14 protein-coding genes are annotated in these 14,244 nt (G+C 66.7%); 5 read left to right on the top strand and 9 right to left on the bottom strand.

From position 1 onward, the window contains the following. Positions 1-4: 4 nt before the first annotated feature. Positions 5-1,540, bottom strand: a complete 1,536-nt coding sequence (locus ACOABP_RS11785) for an MdtA/MuxA family multidrug efflux RND transporter periplasmic adaptor subunit (RefSeq protein ID WP_474225160.1) — start codon at positions 1,538-1,540, stop codon at positions 5-7. A gap of 308 nt (positions 1,541-1,848) precedes the next feature. On the opposite strand from ACOABP_RS11785, the gene ACOABP_RS11790 reads away from it, so the two are divergent. Together ACOABP_RS11790 and ACOABP_RS11795 are read left to right on the top strand one after the other, a co-directional pair. After that, positions 1,849-2,583, top strand: a complete 735-nt coding sequence (locus tag ACOABP_RS11790) for a response regulator (RefSeq protein ID WP_066739401.1) — start codon at positions 1,849-1,851, stop codon at positions 2,581-2,583. Positions 2,584-2,592: 9 nt separating this feature from the next. Then, positions 2,593-3,876, top strand: coding sequence for an ATP-binding protein (locus ACOABP_RS11795; RefSeq protein WP_474225161.1), 1,284 nt, complete (start codon positions 2,593-2,595; stop codon positions 3,874-3,876). A gap of 36 nt (positions 3,877-3,912) precedes the next feature. Here the strand turns inward: ACOABP_RS11795 and ACOABP_RS11800 are convergent. The 7 genes from ACOABP_RS11800 to ACOABP_RS11830 form a co-directional block, all read right to left on the bottom strand. Then, positions 3,913-5,081 (bottom strand): IS3 family transposase gene (locus ACOABP_RS11800; RefSeq protein ID WP_474224667.1). Its coding sequence is split into 2 segments (ribosomal slippage): positions 3,913-4,814 and positions 4,814-5,081, totalling 1,170 coding nucleotides; the frame shifts between segments, so codons are not numbered across the junction. A gap of 211 nt (positions 5,082-5,292) precedes the next feature. Beyond that, positions 5,293-5,901 carry a glycerol-3-phosphate 1-O-acyltransferase PlsY gene (gene plsY, locus ACOABP_RS11805; RefSeq protein ID WP_474225163.1) on the bottom strand — a complete coding sequence of 203 codons (609 nt, stop codon included), beginning with the start codon at positions 5,899-5,901 and terminating at the stop codon, positions 5,293-5,295. A 115-nt stretch (positions 5,902-6,016) separates the two neighbouring features. Further along, complete coding sequence (locus ACOABP_RS11810) at positions 6,017-6,508, bottom strand: aminoacyl-tRNA deacylase (protein ID WP_066739392.1); 492 nt, start codon at positions 6,506-6,508, stop codon at positions 6,017-6,019. Positions 6,509-6,530: 22 nt separating this feature from the next. Further along, positions 6,531-7,439 (bottom strand): site-specific tyrosine recombinase XerD, encoded by a 909-nt coding sequence (gene xerD / locus ACOABP_RS11815; protein ID WP_474225165.1) that lies wholly within the window; start codon positions 7,437-7,439, stop codon positions 6,531-6,533. Further along, positions 7,436-7,915, bottom strand: a complete 480-nt coding sequence (locus tag ACOABP_RS11820; protein ID WP_474225166.1) for a methylated-DNA--[protein]-cysteine S-methyltransferase — start codon at positions 7,913-7,915, stop codon at positions 7,436-7,438. Before ACOABP_RS11820 ends, xerD begins: the two co-directional genes overlap by 4 nt. A gap of 281 nt (positions 7,916-8,196) precedes the next feature. Next, the gene (locus ACOABP_RS11825; protein ID WP_474225168.1) at positions 8,197-9,186 is read right to left on the bottom strand and encodes a tripartite tricarboxylate transporter substrate binding protein BugE; all 990 of its coding nucleotides are present in this window, start codon (positions 9,184-9,186) and stop codon (positions 8,197-8,199) included. Positions 9,187-9,291: 105 nt separating this feature from the next. After that, positions 9,292-9,909 (bottom strand): chalcone isomerase family protein, encoded by a 618-nt coding sequence (locus tag ACOABP_RS11830; RefSeq protein ID WP_474225170.1) that lies wholly within the window; start codon positions 9,907-9,909, stop codon positions 9,292-9,294. A 154-nt stretch (positions 9,910-10,063) separates the two neighbouring features. Here ACOABP_RS11830 and ACOABP_RS11835 point away from each other — a divergent pair, with 154 nt between their 5' ends. Continuing rightward, the gene (locus tag ACOABP_RS11835) at positions 10,064-10,957 is read left to right on the top strand and encodes an AEC family transporter (protein WP_474225172.1); all 894 of its coding nucleotides are present in this window, start codon (positions 10,064-10,066) and stop codon (positions 10,955-10,957) included. Positions 10,958-10,981: 24 nt separating this feature from the next. On the opposite strand, the gene queG is transcribed toward ACOABP_RS11835, so the two are convergent. Next, positions 10,982-12,175 carry a tRNA epoxyqueuosine(34) reductase QueG gene (gene queG / locus ACOABP_RS11840; RefSeq protein WP_474225174.1) on the bottom strand — a complete coding sequence of 398 codons (1,194 nt, stop codon included), beginning with the start codon at positions 12,173-12,175 and terminating at the stop codon, positions 10,982-10,984. Positions 12,176-12,191: 16 nt separating this feature from the next. Between queG and tsaE the strand changes: the two genes are divergently transcribed. Next, on the top strand, positions 12,192-12,725 hold the full coding sequence (gene tsaE, locus ACOABP_RS11845) for a tRNA (adenosine(37)-N6)-threonylcarbamoyltransferase complex ATPase subunit type 1 TsaE (RefSeq protein WP_474225175.1): 534 nt from the start codon (positions 12,192-12,194) through the stop codon (positions 12,723-12,725). Further along, positions 12,719-14,230, top strand: a complete 1,512-nt coding sequence (locus ACOABP_RS11850; protein ID WP_474225176.1) for an N-acetylmuramoyl-L-alanine amidase — start codon at positions 12,719-12,721, stop codon at positions 14,228-14,230. The genes tsaE and ACOABP_RS11850 overlap by 7 nt, the downstream gene beginning before the upstream one ends. The last annotated feature ends 14 nt before the right edge of the window (positions 14,231-14,244 follow it).

The raw sequence follows: 14,244 nt of genomic DNA on the forward strand, positions 1-14,244 counted from the left end.
TTCCTTACTGCTGCGGCCGCTGGCCCACGCTGGCGCCCGGATTGGCAGGCGTGTTGGTGGCCGGATTCGGGCTGGCGTCGGCGTCGCGCATGCGGCGGCGTTCGCCCGGCGCGCCCGCTGCTGCCGAGGCCCCGTTGCCATCGCTGGCGGCGCCTGGTGCCCCCGGCGCCCCCGATGCGCCATGTGCGGCGCTGGCGCCACCATGTGCGCCACGGCGGCCACGCGCACGCGGCGCGCTCGACGGCTGCAGCTGCGCGGCGCGTGCGGCCGGGTCCACCGCTTCCACGACCATGCCTTCCTTGAGCCGGTCGGCGCCGTCCACCACCACGCGCTGGCCGGGCTCCACGCCCTTGAGCACGGCGGTGCGGGCGCCATCGCTCGGGCCCAGCGTCACCACCTGAACCTTCACAGTATTGTCGTCGCCTACCACGTAGACAAAGGTGCCTTGCTGGCCACGCTGGATGGCGGCCACCGGAATCACCGTGGCGTCTTCCATGGTATCCACCCGGGTGCGCACATTCACGAACTGGTTCGGGAACAGCATCCCGTCGGTGTTCTGGAAGATGGCCTTGAGCTTGACCGTGCCGGTGGTGGTGTCGATCTGGTTGTCAGTGGTCAGCAGCGAGCCCTCGGCCAGCTGGTTGCGCATCTGGCGGTCCCACGCCTGCACCTGGAGCTTCTCGCCGGCGTTGAGCTTCTTGAGCACGGCGGGCAGGTTGTCCTCTGGGATCGTGTACAGCACGGTGATCGGCTGGATCTGCGTGATCAGGGCGATGCCGTTCGTGTCGCCGGTGCTGACGATATTGCCCGGATCCACCTGGCGCAGGCCGATCCGGCCAGAGGTAGGCGCAACGATCCGGGTGTAGCCCAGGTTCAGCCGCGCGTTGTCGACATTGCCCTGGTCGGTCTTGACCACGCCTTCGTACTGGCGCACCAGCGCGTCCTGCGTGTCCACCTGCTGCTTCGAGATCGAATCCTGCGACAGCAGCGTCTTGTAGCGCTGCTGGTCCAGCCGGGCGTTCTGCAGCAGCGCCTGGTCACGGGCCAGCTGGCCCACGGCCTGGTCCAGCGCGGCCTGGAAGGGGCGCGGGTCGATCTCGGCCAGCACGTCGCCGGCCTTGACCATCTGGCCTTCCTTGAACAGCACCTTCAGCAGCGGACCCGAAACCTGCGCGCGCACGGTGACATTTGCCACCGGCGTCACGTTGCCCAGACCATTGAGCACAACGTCCATGTTGCGCTTGCTGACCGTATTGACCACCACCGGCGAGCGCGGCATGGCGTTCGGGCCCCCCGGGCCTCCTGGACCACCGGGCCCGCCCGGCCCGCGCCGGCCGGCACCCATGCCCGCCGCGCCGCTGGCCGCCCCCGGTGCGGCGGCACCGGCTTCCTGGGCCGCCTTGCGGTGGCTGTGCCAGTACCAGCCGGCACCCGCAAGCACGACAATGACGGCGACGGCAATCCAGGTGCGGCGGCGCGAACGGCCCGGACCGCGCGGCGGAGTGGGAGGAATAGATTGACCTTGTTCTGGGTGGGACATGAACGGAATCCTGGGAACCGGCACGACATGAAAGGGGCGCGTGCCAAACGGTATTCTCACCGCGACTGTGACGGCGAAGTGGCAGCAGTATGCCGCATCGCGAGGGCAGGGCGACCCGCCGTCAGGTGGGATGGCGCCCGGCAGGGCGCGTCATGGATGGAAGCATAATGTGCAGCCGTGGTCCCACGTATTTCGCGGCCTCCCGCTTTTATTACAGCGGGTTACGGGCGGCGTGGGTGTAACCTCCAGAAACAAAACCGTCCCGGGCATTTGCAAAGTTGGATGCCCGTCCTGACTATCATGTGCCTATGCGTACAAACCAGCCCACACAGATTCTCGTTGTCGACGACGATCCCGAACTGCGCGACCTGCTGCGCGAATACCTGACATCGCAGGGCTTTGCCGTGTCGGTGCTGCACGATGGTGATGGCCTGCAAGCCAGGCTGGAGCGCGAGCGCCCGGCGCTCATCGTGCTCGACCTGATGATGCCCAAGGTCGACGGCCTGACCGCCCTGCGCAATCTGCGTGCCAAGAACGACGACATCCCGGTGATCCTGCTGACCGCGCGCAGCGACGAGATCGACCGCATCGTCGGGCTGGAAATCGGCGCCGACGACTACCTTGGCAAGCCTTTCTCGCCGCGCGAGCTGCTGGCGCGCATCAACGCCGTGCTGCGCCGCAAGCTGGCACGCCCGGCCGCCGCCCCCGAAGACCGTGAATCGATCGCCTTTGGCCCGTTCCGCGTGAACTTCCGCCAGCGGTCGCTGGAACGCAGCGGCCAGGCTGTGTCGATCAGCGATACCGAATTCGCGCTGCTGAAGTTGCTGCTGATGCATCCGCTGGAAGTGCTGTCGCGCGAGCGCATTGTCGAACTGATGTATGGCACCGCCAACGGCATCAGCGACCGTGGCATCGACGTGCAGATCTGGCGCCTGCGCCGACTGTTGGACGAAGACGCACAGCGCCCGCGCTATATCCAGACCGTACGTGGCCGAGGCTACACCTTCGTGCCCGACGAAGCCGAGGACAGCGTTCCGCAATAAAGCTCCCGCATGAAGCTAAGAATCGACACCCTGTTCGGCCGCATGGCGCTGCTGATCGCCGCCGTGCTGGTGATCAGCCATTTCTCGTGGCTTGCCATCCTGCGCATGGACCGGCGCCAGCAGCAGATCGACTATTCGGTCGAGCAGATGCTGTTCCAGCTGGACAGCATCCAGCGCGCGCTGGACGCCCGGCCGCCCGTGCCGTTGCCGAGCCTGGTGGAGGTGGCCGATACGGCCGTGGCCGACGAGCACGCGAAGCCACCGCAGGGAGGGCGCCCGCGCCGCCTGGTGGACCAGTTCACGCGCCGCCTGCCGCCCGGCGCGGAGGTGAGGCTGGAAGACGAACTGTCCACGCCGCGGCTCTGGATCAAGCTGCCCAACCGCAACCGATGGATCGCCATGCCGATCCTGTTCGTCCACAACCCGCCGCCGGACAACCGCCTGATTCCTGGGGTGGTGCTGGTGGTAGGCGTGGCGATCGTGTTCGCGCTGTTCGTGGCGTGGCAGATCCAGCGCCCGGTGCGTGACATGGCGGAGGCGGCCGAAAAGCTGTCGCGCCAGCAGGCGGTGCCGCCGCTGCGCGAGCGCGGGCCGCACGAGCTGCGCCAGCTGATCGTGCGTTTCAATCGCATGGTGGCCGACCTGTTCCGCATCGACCAGGAACGCAACACGATGCTGGCCGGCATTGCGCATGACCTGAAGACACCGCTGGCGCGCCTGCGCCTGCGGGCCGAGATGCTGTCGGACCCCAAGGCGGCCGCAGGGGTGACGCGCGACGTGGACTCGATGTCGGCCATCGTCGAGCAGTTCCTGACCTTTGCGCAGAGCAGCGAGCCCACGGCCCGGCCGGTGCCGGTGGACAAGCGTATCGGGGAACTGGCGGCATCGCTGCACGAGCAGGACAGGCTGGTGGTGCTGGAACTGACCGCTGGCGATGGTTTCCGGATGATCGCCACGCAGCTGGACCGCATCATCGGCAACCTGGTGGACAACGCATATGCGTACGGGGCGCCGCCGGTCTATGTGGCAACGGCGCGCACCAGCGAGGGCTGGTGCCTGACCGTGGAAGACCAGGGCCCGGGCATCCCGGCCGATGCCATCGAGCGCGTGACCATGCCCTTCGTGCGGCTGGACCCGGCGCGCGGCGGCAATGCACATTCGGGGCTGGGCCTTGCCATTGTCGACCGTCTGGTCAGGCAGGGCGGCGGCAGGCTGACGATCAGCAACCGCGATGAAGGCGGCCTGCGCGTGGAGATGGTCTTCCCATTCACGGCGCTGGCACAGGCGGCCTGATTGCGCGTTGTTTTGCTCTGTAGTGGTCAAGTTTTTTCAGACAGGTATTAGGGTGGTCTGTTGGAACTTGTCCTCGTAGTCTGTTGGCGACGTGTAGCCCAGTGTCGAATGCAAGCGCACCGGGTTGTAGAAACCCACGATGTACTGCGTGATGTCGCGCCGGGCTTCGGCCCGGTCGACGTACCGCCTCTGCCAGACGCGCTCCATCTTCAGGTTCAGGAAGAAGCGTTCTGCTACAGCGTTATCCCAGCAATCGCCGGCCCGGCTCATGCTGCAAACCAGGCCGTGGCGCGCCAGCAATCCCTGGTACTCCTCGCTTGCATACTGGCTGCCCCGGTCCGAATGCACTATCAGTCCGGGCGCCGGATTGCGCTGCAGGATGGCCATCTTCAAGGCCGACGCCACCAGCGCGGCGGGCATGGCCGCTGCGCTGGCCCAGCCCACTACCTTGCGCGAATACAGGTCCAACACCACCGCCAGATACAACCAGCCTTCCCCCGTGCGCACATACGTGATGTCCGACACCCAGGCCCGGTTGGGCTGTGCGGGCCTGAACTGCCTGCTCAGCACGTTCGGCGCCACCGGCCTGCCATGCCGGCTGTCAGTCGTCGCCACGAACTTGCGCTTCCACACCGGGTGCAGATTCTCCTGGCGCATCAGCGTGCGGGCCCGATAGCGCCCGATCTTCACCCCCTGCCTGTCCAAATCCTGCGCCACGCGCCGGCTGCCGTAGGTACGTCCGCTGGCCTCGAACGCCGCCCGCACATACACCGCCTGCCGCAAGGCCTTCTCCTTGGTGGCAGGCTCTCGCCCGGCCGCGTAATACCCCGCCCGGCTCACGCCCAGCACCCGGCATGCCCGACTGATGGCGATCGCCTCCTTCTGCAATCCGCTAACCACTCGATAGATCACTTGAGTTCGCGGGCGAAGAAGGCCGATGCCTTTTTTAGGATCAGGTTGTCCTCCTTCAGGCGGCGGTTTTCCTCTTCGAGCTGGCGAATGCGCTGCTGCTCAGGCGTCAGCGGCTTGCCCACTCCCTTGCCGCCAGCCACTTCAAGGTCGTACTGGACCAGCCAGCGCCGTAAGGCGGTCTCGCCAATCGCCATCGTGTGGCAAACCTCGGCGACCGATAGGCCCTGATCCCGGATCATCCGGACTACCTCCAGCTTGAAGGCAGCGTCAAACTTGCGGCGTTGCTTTGTCATGTCGTCTTTCCTCGTCGATCGTGATTTTCCACCTATCGACCTGTCTGAGGAAATTGGACCACTACACTCCCCTCTCCCGCAGCGCGGGAGAGGGGTCGGGGGAGAGGGCGCGGCAATACAAAATGCGACCGTCGCATCTTGAGCCGCCTGCCCTCTCCCCCGCCCCTCTCCCACCAGTGGGAGAGGGGAGACCACCCTCGGTGGCTCAACCTCAAACCTTCTTCTTTTCCCCGATCCGGCTTTCCTTGCCGGCCAGCAGCTTGGCGATATTGCTACGGTGACGCGCGATCAGCAGTACGCTGATGACCAGCACGGCGCCGGCGATGATATCCACGCCGAACATCAGCACGTAGAAGAACGGCGCAAAGATCGCGGCCACCAGCGCGGCCAGCGACGAATAGCGGAAGAAGAACGCGATGATGAGCCAGCTGGCCAGCGTGCCGGCCCCCAGCAGCGGGTGGATGGCGAACAGGATGCCGGCCGCGGTTGCCACGCCCTTGCCGCCCGCGAAGCGGTGGAATACCGGGTACAGGTGGCCCAGGAACACGGCCAGCGCGGCCAGCGCGATGCCGGTATCGTCCACGCCGTAGCCCGGGCCCAGGTGCTTGACCAGCATGACCGCCACATAGCCCTTCAGGCCATCGCCGATCAGCGTCATGATGGCGGCCTTCTTGTTGCCGGTGCGCAGCACGTTGGTGGCGCCGGGGTTGCCGGAGCCGTAGCTGTGCGGATCGGGCAGGCCCATGACCTTGCTGACCACGACGGCGAACGACACCGATCCGATCAGGTAGGCGATGACGGCAAATATCAGGTTGACCATTGTGTGGGAATAAAGACAAGGAATTTCAGGCTGGCGCGATTGTAGCGCGGCACGGCGGCAGCGGACTCCGTGGTTTCCCCGGCTTCCCGCAATCTGGCGGCCGGCCTGGTCGGCATCAGTCGGGCAGCGCGCAAGTCACCGCCTTGGCGTCCAGCAGGTCGGTCAGCACGCCCGGGGCGATGCTGACCAGGTAGCCGCGCCGCCCGCCGTTGATATAGATGGTGTCCAGCGCCAGCACGGTGCCTTCCACATAGACCGGCATGCGTTTCCTGGTGCCGAAAGGCGACGTGCCGCCCACCATGTAGCCGCTGTGGCGCTGGGCCACCTCGGGCTTGCACGGCTGCACGCTCTTGCAGCCAATCTGACGCGCCAGGTTCTTGGTCGATACCGAGCAGTCGCCGTGCATCAGCACGATCAGCGGCCTGGCGGCCTCGTCTTCCATCACCAGCGTCTTCACCACGTTGTGCTCGGGCACGCCAAGCTGGCGCGACGATTCGCCGGTGCCGCCGTGGTCGACATAGTCATAGGCATGCTCGCCGAATGCCACGCCCTGCTTGCGCAGCATCTGCGTGGCCGGTGTTTCGGAGATGTGTTTCTGCTTGCTCATGGAAAGGATGGTCCGCGCCGGCTCAGCCGCGCGGATGGTGATGCAGGTGCAGCTCGCGCAGGCGCTCGCGCGCCACGTGCGTGTAGATCTGCGTGGTGGAGATGTCGGCATGGCCCAGCAGCAGCTGCACCACGCGCAGGTCGGCGCCGTGGTTCAGCAGGTGCGTGGCAAACGCATGCCGCAGCGTATGCGGCGACAGCGGGGCGTGGACGCCAGCCTGGCGCGCATGCTTCTTGATCAGGTGCCAGAACGTCTGGCGCGTCATGCCTTCGCCGCGCTGGGTGACAAACAGTTCGTCGCAGGCGCGGCCGGCCAGCAGCGCGGGCCGGCTTTCGGCCAGATAGCGGCGCAGCCAGTCGCCGGCCTGGGCGCCAAACGGCACCAGCCGTTCCTTGTTGCCCTTGCCCCCGACCACGCGCGCCACGCCCTCGTTGAGCCCGATTTCGATCGTCTTCATGTTCGTCAGCTCGGACACGCGCAGCCCGCTTGCGTACATCAGTTCGAGCATGGTGCGGTCGCGCAGGCCCAGCGGCGTGTCCTCGTCGGGGGCTTCGAGCAGCGCCTCGACCTGGCCTTCGGACAGCGTCTTCGGAAAGCGCGGCGGCTGCTTGGCCGGACGCAGCAGCAGGCAGGGGTCGGCCTCGATCATGTGCTCGCGCAGCGCCCACTGGTAGAAGCGGCGGAAGACCGTCAGGCGCCGGTTGGCCGATGATGCGCGGGTATCCATGTGGCGTGCAGCAAAGTAGCCGGACAGCGCCGTGTCGTCGACGGCCAGCAGCGCGCAGGTGTCGGTCTCGTGCAGCCAGCGCGTCAGCAGCGCCAGGTCGCGCCGATAGGCATCGATGGTGTTCTTCGACAGCCCGTCTTCGAGCCACAGCGCATCGCAGAAGCGGTCGACCAGCGCCAGGTCGTCGGCCAGCACCGCGCTCATAGGAGCATTGCCCCCTCATGGCGCAGCAGCCAGCGCTTGACGCCCAGGTGAAAGCCTTCCTCGCCGTGATGGGCGAAGCCGCCGAGGCCGTTGGCGGCCACCACGCGATGGCACGGGATCACGATCGGAAACCAGTTCTGTCCGCAGGCCTGGCCCACCGCGCGCGGCATGCTCTGCAGCGATTTGGCGATAGTGCCGTATGTGGTCAGCCCGCCGCGCGGCACGGCGCAGATCGCATTCCAGACCTTGCGCTGGAAATCGGTGCCGCGCGCCGCCAGCGGCAGGTCGAAGACCATGTCCGGGTTGCCGTAGTAGGCCGCGAGCTGCTCGGCCACGCGCCGTGTCAGCGCATCGGCCGGCGCGATGTCGGCAAACGAATCGGGCAGGTAGACGATCTCGTGGATCTGCGCGCCATCGACGCGCACGCCGACCTTGCCGAATGGCGCGGGCAGGACGGCATCGAAGGGACGTTGCATGGTGGGTGGCTGGATGAAATGACCAGGTCCGGATTTTATGCCTTTTTGCCGAACTCACCCTTGGTTTTCTCCCTTCTCCGGTCTGCGGGAGAGGGGCGGGAGTGAGGCGGGCGGGTCAATATCCGGCAGCGCATGCCCGCCAGCCGCAGAAAACAAAAAGGACCACCAGTGTGGTGGTCCCTGGCGGAAGGCGTCAGCGGGATCAGGCGCCTGCCTTCTCCCCCGACCCCTCTCCCGCACAGGCGCGAGAGGGGAAAACACCTTTGCGCAGCTCGACTGGCTTACTGCTCCAGCTTGATGTTCTGAACCTTCACCAGGTTCTTCATCTTGTCGAATTCCTTCTTGATCTCGGCGGCGTGCTGGGCCGGCGTGTTGCCCGACGGCTCGGCGCCGGCGGCTTGCAGGCGGTCCACGAAGCCCTTGTCCTGCAGCGCCTTGACCACCGCGCCGTTCAGCTTGGCGATGATGTCGTCAGGCGTGCCGGCCGGGGCCACCAGGCCGTACCAGGCCGGATCGTTCGGCTCCTTCAGGCCCATTTCGCCGAAGGTCGGCACGTTTGCCAGGCCATCCACGCGCTTGTTCCAGGCCACCACGATCGGGCGCAGCTTGCCGGCCTTGATGTAGGGCATCGACGACGGCAGGTTGTCCACCATGATCGGCACCTGGCCGGCCAGCACGTCGTTCAGTGCCGGGCCTGCGCCACGGTACGGAATGTGAACCATGAACGTCTTGGTCGACACCTTGAACTGCTCGCCCAGCATGTGGCCGAAGCCGCAGGTGCCCGACGACGCGTACGAATACTTGCCCGGGTTGGCCTTCAGCACGGCCAGGAATTCCTTGTAGTCCTTGGCCGGGAAGTTCGGATTCACCGCGATCACGTTCGCCACGTTCGCCACGTTGGCGATGGGCTTGAAGTCCTTGATCGGGTCGTACGACAGCTTCGGGTTGCAGGCCGGGTTCACGGCCATCGTCGACACCGTGGAGATGCCGATGGTGTAGCCGTCCGGGGCCGACTTGGCGATGGCGTCGGCGCCGATCGAGCCGCCGCCACCGGCGCGGTTTTCCACCACCACCGGCTGACCCAGGATACGGCTCATCTGGTCGGCCACGCCGCGGCCGACGATGTCGGTCGTGCCGCCCGGCGCGAACGGAATGATCAGGCGGATCGGCTTGGTCGGATAGTTGCTCTGTGCTTGTGCTACGGATGCCACGGAGGCGGCGGCCATGAAGACCGTCGAAGCCAGGATCAGGGCTTTCTTGTGAGCTTGCATTGAGGAGAGTCTCCCGTCGTTGAAGCCGGGCGGATCGCGCCCGGGGAGGTCATGAAACACCGGTGCGCCGCTGCGGTTGCAGCGGTGCGCCGGCGTGCTTCGGAATCAGCCGCCCAGCAGGCCGCGCTTCAGGTTGCGGTCCACCGGGTGTTCGCCCAGGAAGATGCGCAGCACCGCCTGGTAGAAATCCTCGCCCGGAATGGCCTGGCCGCGCGGAATGCCGTTCAGCGTCACGGCGGTTCCGCCTTCGGGCGTAAAGTCGAAATTGATGATGTCGCCGCGCTGGGCCGTGCCCAGCTGGGTCATCGTGCGTTCCAGCAGCGTCACGCGGTCGGACAGCAGCTGCATCTGCAATTCGGAATGGTTCTCGCGCAGCCCGTCGTTGAGGGCCTTCACGAACTGCGCCGATTCCACCTCGCGCAGCGGGCGGATCTGCAGCCGCTTCGGGCCCGGCGAGCCCAGTACCACGGTGGCATTGCGGGCCCGCTCAGGCAGGTACAGCCCTGCCGCGTAGCCCTTGATCACGAATACCTGCCGCAGCCCGGTGCCGTTGAGCGGCAACTGCCGGCCGCCCAGGCGCGCCATGTCGTCGAAGCGCACGCCGCCAATCTCCATCGCGGATACCGACGGCAACAGCAGGCCGAGCGCCAGCGTCGCGCACAGCGAAACGGCAAGGCGGCGGGCAAGCGTGAATCGGCGGGGCGAAGACTGCGTGGACTTCATGGTGCGACAGGTGGCGGCAAAGCCGCGGGCAAGGCGAAATTCAGCGTGCCATGTTGTCGGAATTCTGAAAAAATACCCATCCGGATCTGCCCTAGTCTTCACTTTTCACGAAGCCTGCCGTCGGGCGCCACGATAACTACAAAGCATTCGAGACATGTCTGCCGCCCTGCTGCTGGTGCCGGATTTCAGCCTGATCCTTATCGGCTGGCTGCTGGTTCGATTCACCTCGTTCGACCGCGCCTTCTGGGCCGGCGTGGAACGCCTGGTCTACTTCGTCCTGTTTCCGGCGCTGCTGTTGCAATCCACCAACAGCGCGAAATTCGACTTCTCTTCGACCTCGGCCATGCTCGGCCTGGCGCTTGCCACGATGGCTTTCGGCATGGCCACCGGCTATCTGGTGCGCTACGTGCTGCGGCCCGACCCGATCGACTTTGCCTCGGGTTTCCAGACCGCTTTCCGCTTCAATTCCTATATCGGGCTGGCCCTGGCGGCGCGGCTTGGCGGCGGCGAGGGGCTGGCGATGATGGCGCTGGTCGTCGGCGTGACCGTGCCGCTGTGCAATGTGGCGGCGGTGTGGGCCCTGGCGCAGCATGGCGAATCGAAGCTGCTGCGCGAGCTGGCACGCAATCCGCTGATCCTGGCTACGGCCATCGGCCTGGCAACGAACCTGCTGGGCCTGCATCCACCCGAGGTGATCGGCATGACGCTGGGCCGCCTGGGCTCGGCATCGACCGCGCTGGGCCTGATGACCGTGGGCGCCGGCCTGCAGATGAGCGGGGCCACCGGTGCGGCGGGCCCGATGGCCTGGTGGAGCGGCGTGAAGCTGCTGGCGATGCCGTGCTTTGCGTGGCTGGTCGGGAAGTATCTGCCGCTGACCACGCTGCAGTACCAGATCGTGGTCATCTATGCGTCGCTGCCCACGGCGTCCAGCGCGTACATCCTGGCCGTGCGCATGGGTGGCAACGGGCCGATGGTGGCGGCCACCATTTCGGCCATGACGGTGGCGGCCGTGGTGACCACGCCGGTCTGGCTGTCGCTGGTCAGCTAGCCGATCGGCCCGGTTCGGGGCCGTTCAGCCAGCGGTGTCCTGGGCCAGCGCCCAGTCGATGTGCTCGCGCACGAGCGGCGTGGCGGTATCGCGCCGGGCCAGCAGGGCCGCGCGGATGCGCCGGGCCAGGGCCGGGTCGCCGGCCGACGCCGCGCGCAGGCTGTTGCCCAGCCCCACCGCCAGGTTGCGCAGCCAGCGCTCGTGACCAATCCGGCGGATCGGGCTGCCTTCGAGCCGCTGGTTGAATTCCGCTTCGGTCCAGCCGAAAAGTTCGGCCATGTCGGGGGCGTCAAAGCCGTTGCGCACGTCGAAATCGGGCAGCGTGGCGCGGTGCGCGAACTTGTTCCACGGACAGGCCAGCTGGCAGTCGTCGCAGCCATAGACGCGGTTGCCCATCGGTGCGCGCAATGCCTCGGGAATCGCGCCCTTGTGCTCGATCGTCAGGTAGGAAATACAACGGCGCGCGTCCAGCCGGTACGGCTCCAGGATGGCGCCGGTGGGGCAGATGTCGATGCAGCGGCGGCAGTTGCCGCAATGGGGCGCCTCCGCCGGATCGGCCGGCAGCGGGATATCGACCAGTATTTCTCCGAGGAAGAACATCGACCCGCCGGCACGGTCCAGCAGCAACGTGTGCTTGCCGCGCCAGCCCAGGCCGCCCTGGCTTGCCAGCGCCACTTCCATGACCGGGGCCGAGTCGGTGAACACGCGATAGCCAAATTTTCCGATTTCCGTCTCGATGCGCGCCGCCAGCTGCTGCAGCCGGTTGCGCAGCACCTTGTGATAGTCGCGTCCGCGCGCATAGAGCGAGATCACGGCGGTAGCGGGGTCGTCGAGCCGCGCCAGTTCGTGGCGGCGCCAGTCGTCGGGGCCCTGCGCGGGCAGGTATGGCATGCGGGCAACGATGGCGCGCACCGTGCCGGGCACCAGTTCATGCGGCCGGGCGCGCTTTGCGCCGTGGTTGGCCATATAATCCATGTCGCCGTGGTAGCCCGCCTGCAACCACGCCAGCAGGCCCGCTTCGGCGTGCCGCAGATCGACATCGGCAATGCGGATTTCATCGAATCCGAGCGCGCGGCCCCAGCCGCGCAGGGATGCCGCCAGCGATGCCAGGTCCACGTCCGTGGTGACGGAGGCGGAATCTGGGCGCGCCGGAGCGGAATCTTCTGCGGGATGCGCGGTTTGCGCGGGGGTAGGGGCGGGCACTGCACGGTCGATCATCCCTGAATTGTACGCAATGCCCTTGCTCGAAGAACGCATCCTGCCGCTGCCCGACGAAATCGCCACCGAACGGTTTGGCGCGGCGCTGGCCGGCGCGGTGCGCAACATGCCGCCGCGCACGGTGCATGTCCAGCTGTCCGGAGACCTTGGCGCGGGCAAGACCACGCTGTCGCGCGCCGTGCTGCGCGCGCTGGGCCATGCCGGCAAGGTCCGCAGCCCTACCTACACGCTGTGCGAGCCCTACGACGTGCAGCGCGCCGATGGCTCGCCGCTGACCGTCTACCACTTCGATCTCTACCGTTTTGCCGATCCCGAAGAATGGATCGACGCCGGTTTTCGCGACTGTTTCGCCGAGCCCGCGTTCAATCTGGTGGAGTGGCCGGAGAAGGCCGGGCGCCTGCTTGGGGAACCCGATCTGCACGTGTTGCTCCAATCGGACAACCGCGTGCCACAAATTGCCGTTAATGGGGATGAAGATGGCGCGGATCGCCGCATGGCGACGTTGCGCGCCTATACTCCCACTGGACTTATCCTGCTGAACGCATGCTGATCAAGCGACTTGCCACCGACCGACCCGATGGACCCGACGGACTGCTTCAGGCCCGCCGCAAATGGATGGCGCAGGCCCTGAAGGCTGGTGCCGGGACGGTGGTGCTGTCGCTGGCTGGCCCGCAGATCGCGTTCGGCGCCGGCATCGTGGCCGTGCGCGTCTGGCCCGCCGAGGACTACACCCGCGTCACGATCGAATCCGACGAGAAGCTCGTGGCCGTCCACCAGATGATCCGCAATCCCGACCGCCTGGTCGTGGACATCGACGGCCTGGACCTGTCGCCCACGCTGCGCGAGCTGGTGGCGAAGATCACCCCGAATGACCCGTATATCCAGTCGGTGCGCGTGGGCCAGAACCGGCCGCGCGTGGTACGGATGGTGTTCGACCTGAAGGAGGACGTGTCTCCGCAGGTGTTCACGCTGCTGCCGATTGCCGAATACAAGAACCGGCTCGTGTTCGACCTGTATCCGGTCAATCCGCCCGATCCGCTCTGGAAGCTTGTGCGCGACACCGAGGACAAGCAGCGCCGCTTTGCCGCGACCCCGCCACCTGCCGGCAGCGATGCCACGGTGGCCGGCGCGCCTGCCGGGGCCGAGGAAGATGCCATCGGCGCCATCGTGCGCAAGTTCGAGGACCGCGGCCAACTGCCGCCCGCCACCACTGCGCCGCCGCCCGCCATCGCCGCCGTGAAGCCGAAGCCGTCGACGCCGTCGGCGGCCGACAGGCCGGCCGCACCGCCCGTGCCGCCCCCGATCGCGCAGACCAACGTCCCGCCGCCGAGCCAGTTCAAGATGCGCCGGCTGCTGACCGTGGCGCTGGACCCGGGCCATGGCGGCGAAGATCCGGGCGCCATTGGCGCGGCGGGATCGCGCGAGAAGGACGTGGTGCTGCAGATCGCCACGCGCCTGCGCAAGAAGATCGATTCGGAGCCCAATATGCGCGCCATGATGACGCGCGATTCGGACTTCTTCGTGCCCCTGAACGTGCGCGTGCAGAAGGCGCGGCGCGTGCAGGCCGACCTGTTCGTGTCGATCCACGCCGATGCCTTTGTTTCGCCGGAAGCGCGCGGGGCGTCGGTGTTTGCGCTGTCCGAGCGCGGCGCGTCGAGTTCGGCCGCGCGCTGGCTGGCCAACAAGGAAAACAACGCCGACCTGATCGGCGGCACCAACATGGGCAACAAGGACGCCCAGGTGTCGCGCGTACTGCTGGACCTGTCCACCACGGCGCAGATCAACGACAGCATGCAGGTGGGCAAGTCGGTGCTGCAGGAAATCGGCGGCATCAACCGGTTGCACAAGGGCAGCGTCGAGCAGGCCGGGTTTGCCGTGCTGAAGGCGCCCGATATCCCGTCGATCCTGATCGAGACCGCGTTCATTTCCAATCCGGAAGAGGAACGCAAGCTCAACGACGACGCGCACCAGGAGCAGCTGGCAAACGCGATCCTGCGCGGTATCAAGGCTTACTTCGCCAAGAATCCGCCGCTGTCGAAGAACCCGTCGGTGTAAGACACCGCACGCAT

Source organism: Cupriavidus sp. HE11, from assembly GCF_056097175.1.

Excerpts from the sequence above, each read along its gene's own strand:
- ACOABP_RS11810 (WP_066739392.1), bottom strand. The coding sequence starts at position 6,508 with ATGAGCAAGCAGAAACACATCTCCGAAACACCGGCCACGCAGATGCTG.
- ACOABP_RS11790 (WP_066739401.1), top strand. The coding sequence starts at position 1,849 with ATGCGTACAAACCAGCCCACACAGATTCTCGTTGTCGACGACGATCCC.
- ACOABP_RS11795 (WP_474225161.1), top strand. The coding sequence starts at position 2,593 with ATGAAGCTAAGAATCGACACCCTGTTCGGCCGCATGGCGCTGCTGATC.
- ACOABP_RS11835 (WP_474225172.1), top strand. The coding sequence starts at position 10,064 with ATGTCTGCCGCCCTGCTGCTGGTGCCGGATTTCAGCCTGATCCTTATC.
- xerD (WP_474225165.1), bottom strand. The coding sequence starts at position 7,439 with ATGAGCGCGGTGCTGGCCGACGACCTGGCGCTGGTCGACCGCTTCTGC.
- plsY (WP_474225163.1), bottom strand. The coding sequence starts at position 5,901 with ATGGTCAACCTGATATTTGCCGTCATCGCCTACCTGATCGGATCGGTG.
- ACOABP_RS11820 (WP_474225166.1), bottom strand. The coding sequence starts at position 7,915 with ATGCAACGTCCCTTCGATGCCGTCCTGCCCGCGCCATTCGGCAAGGTC.
- ACOABP_RS11825 (WP_474225168.1), bottom strand. The coding sequence starts at position 9,186 with ATGCAAGCTCACAAGAAAGCCCTGATCCTGGCTTCGACGGTCTTCATG.
- ACOABP_RS11785 (WP_474225160.1), bottom strand. The coding sequence starts at position 1,540 with ATGTCCCACCCAGAACAAGGTCAATCTATTCCTCCCACTCCGCCGCGC.
- tsaE (WP_474225175.1), top strand. The coding sequence starts at position 12,192 with ATGCCCTTGCTCGAAGAACGCATCCTGCCGCTGCCCGACGAAATCGCC.
- ACOABP_RS11850 (WP_474225176.1), top strand. The coding sequence starts at position 12,719 with ATGCTGATCAAGCGACTTGCCACCGACCGACCCGATGGACCCGACGGA.
- ACOABP_RS11830 (WP_474225170.1), bottom strand. The coding sequence starts at position 9,909 with ATGAAGTCCACGCAGTCTTCGCCCCGCCGATTCACGCTTGCCCGCCGC.
- queG (WP_474225174.1), bottom strand. The coding sequence starts at position 12,175 with ATGATCGACCGTGCAGTGCCCGCCCCTACCCCCGCGCAAACCGCGCAT.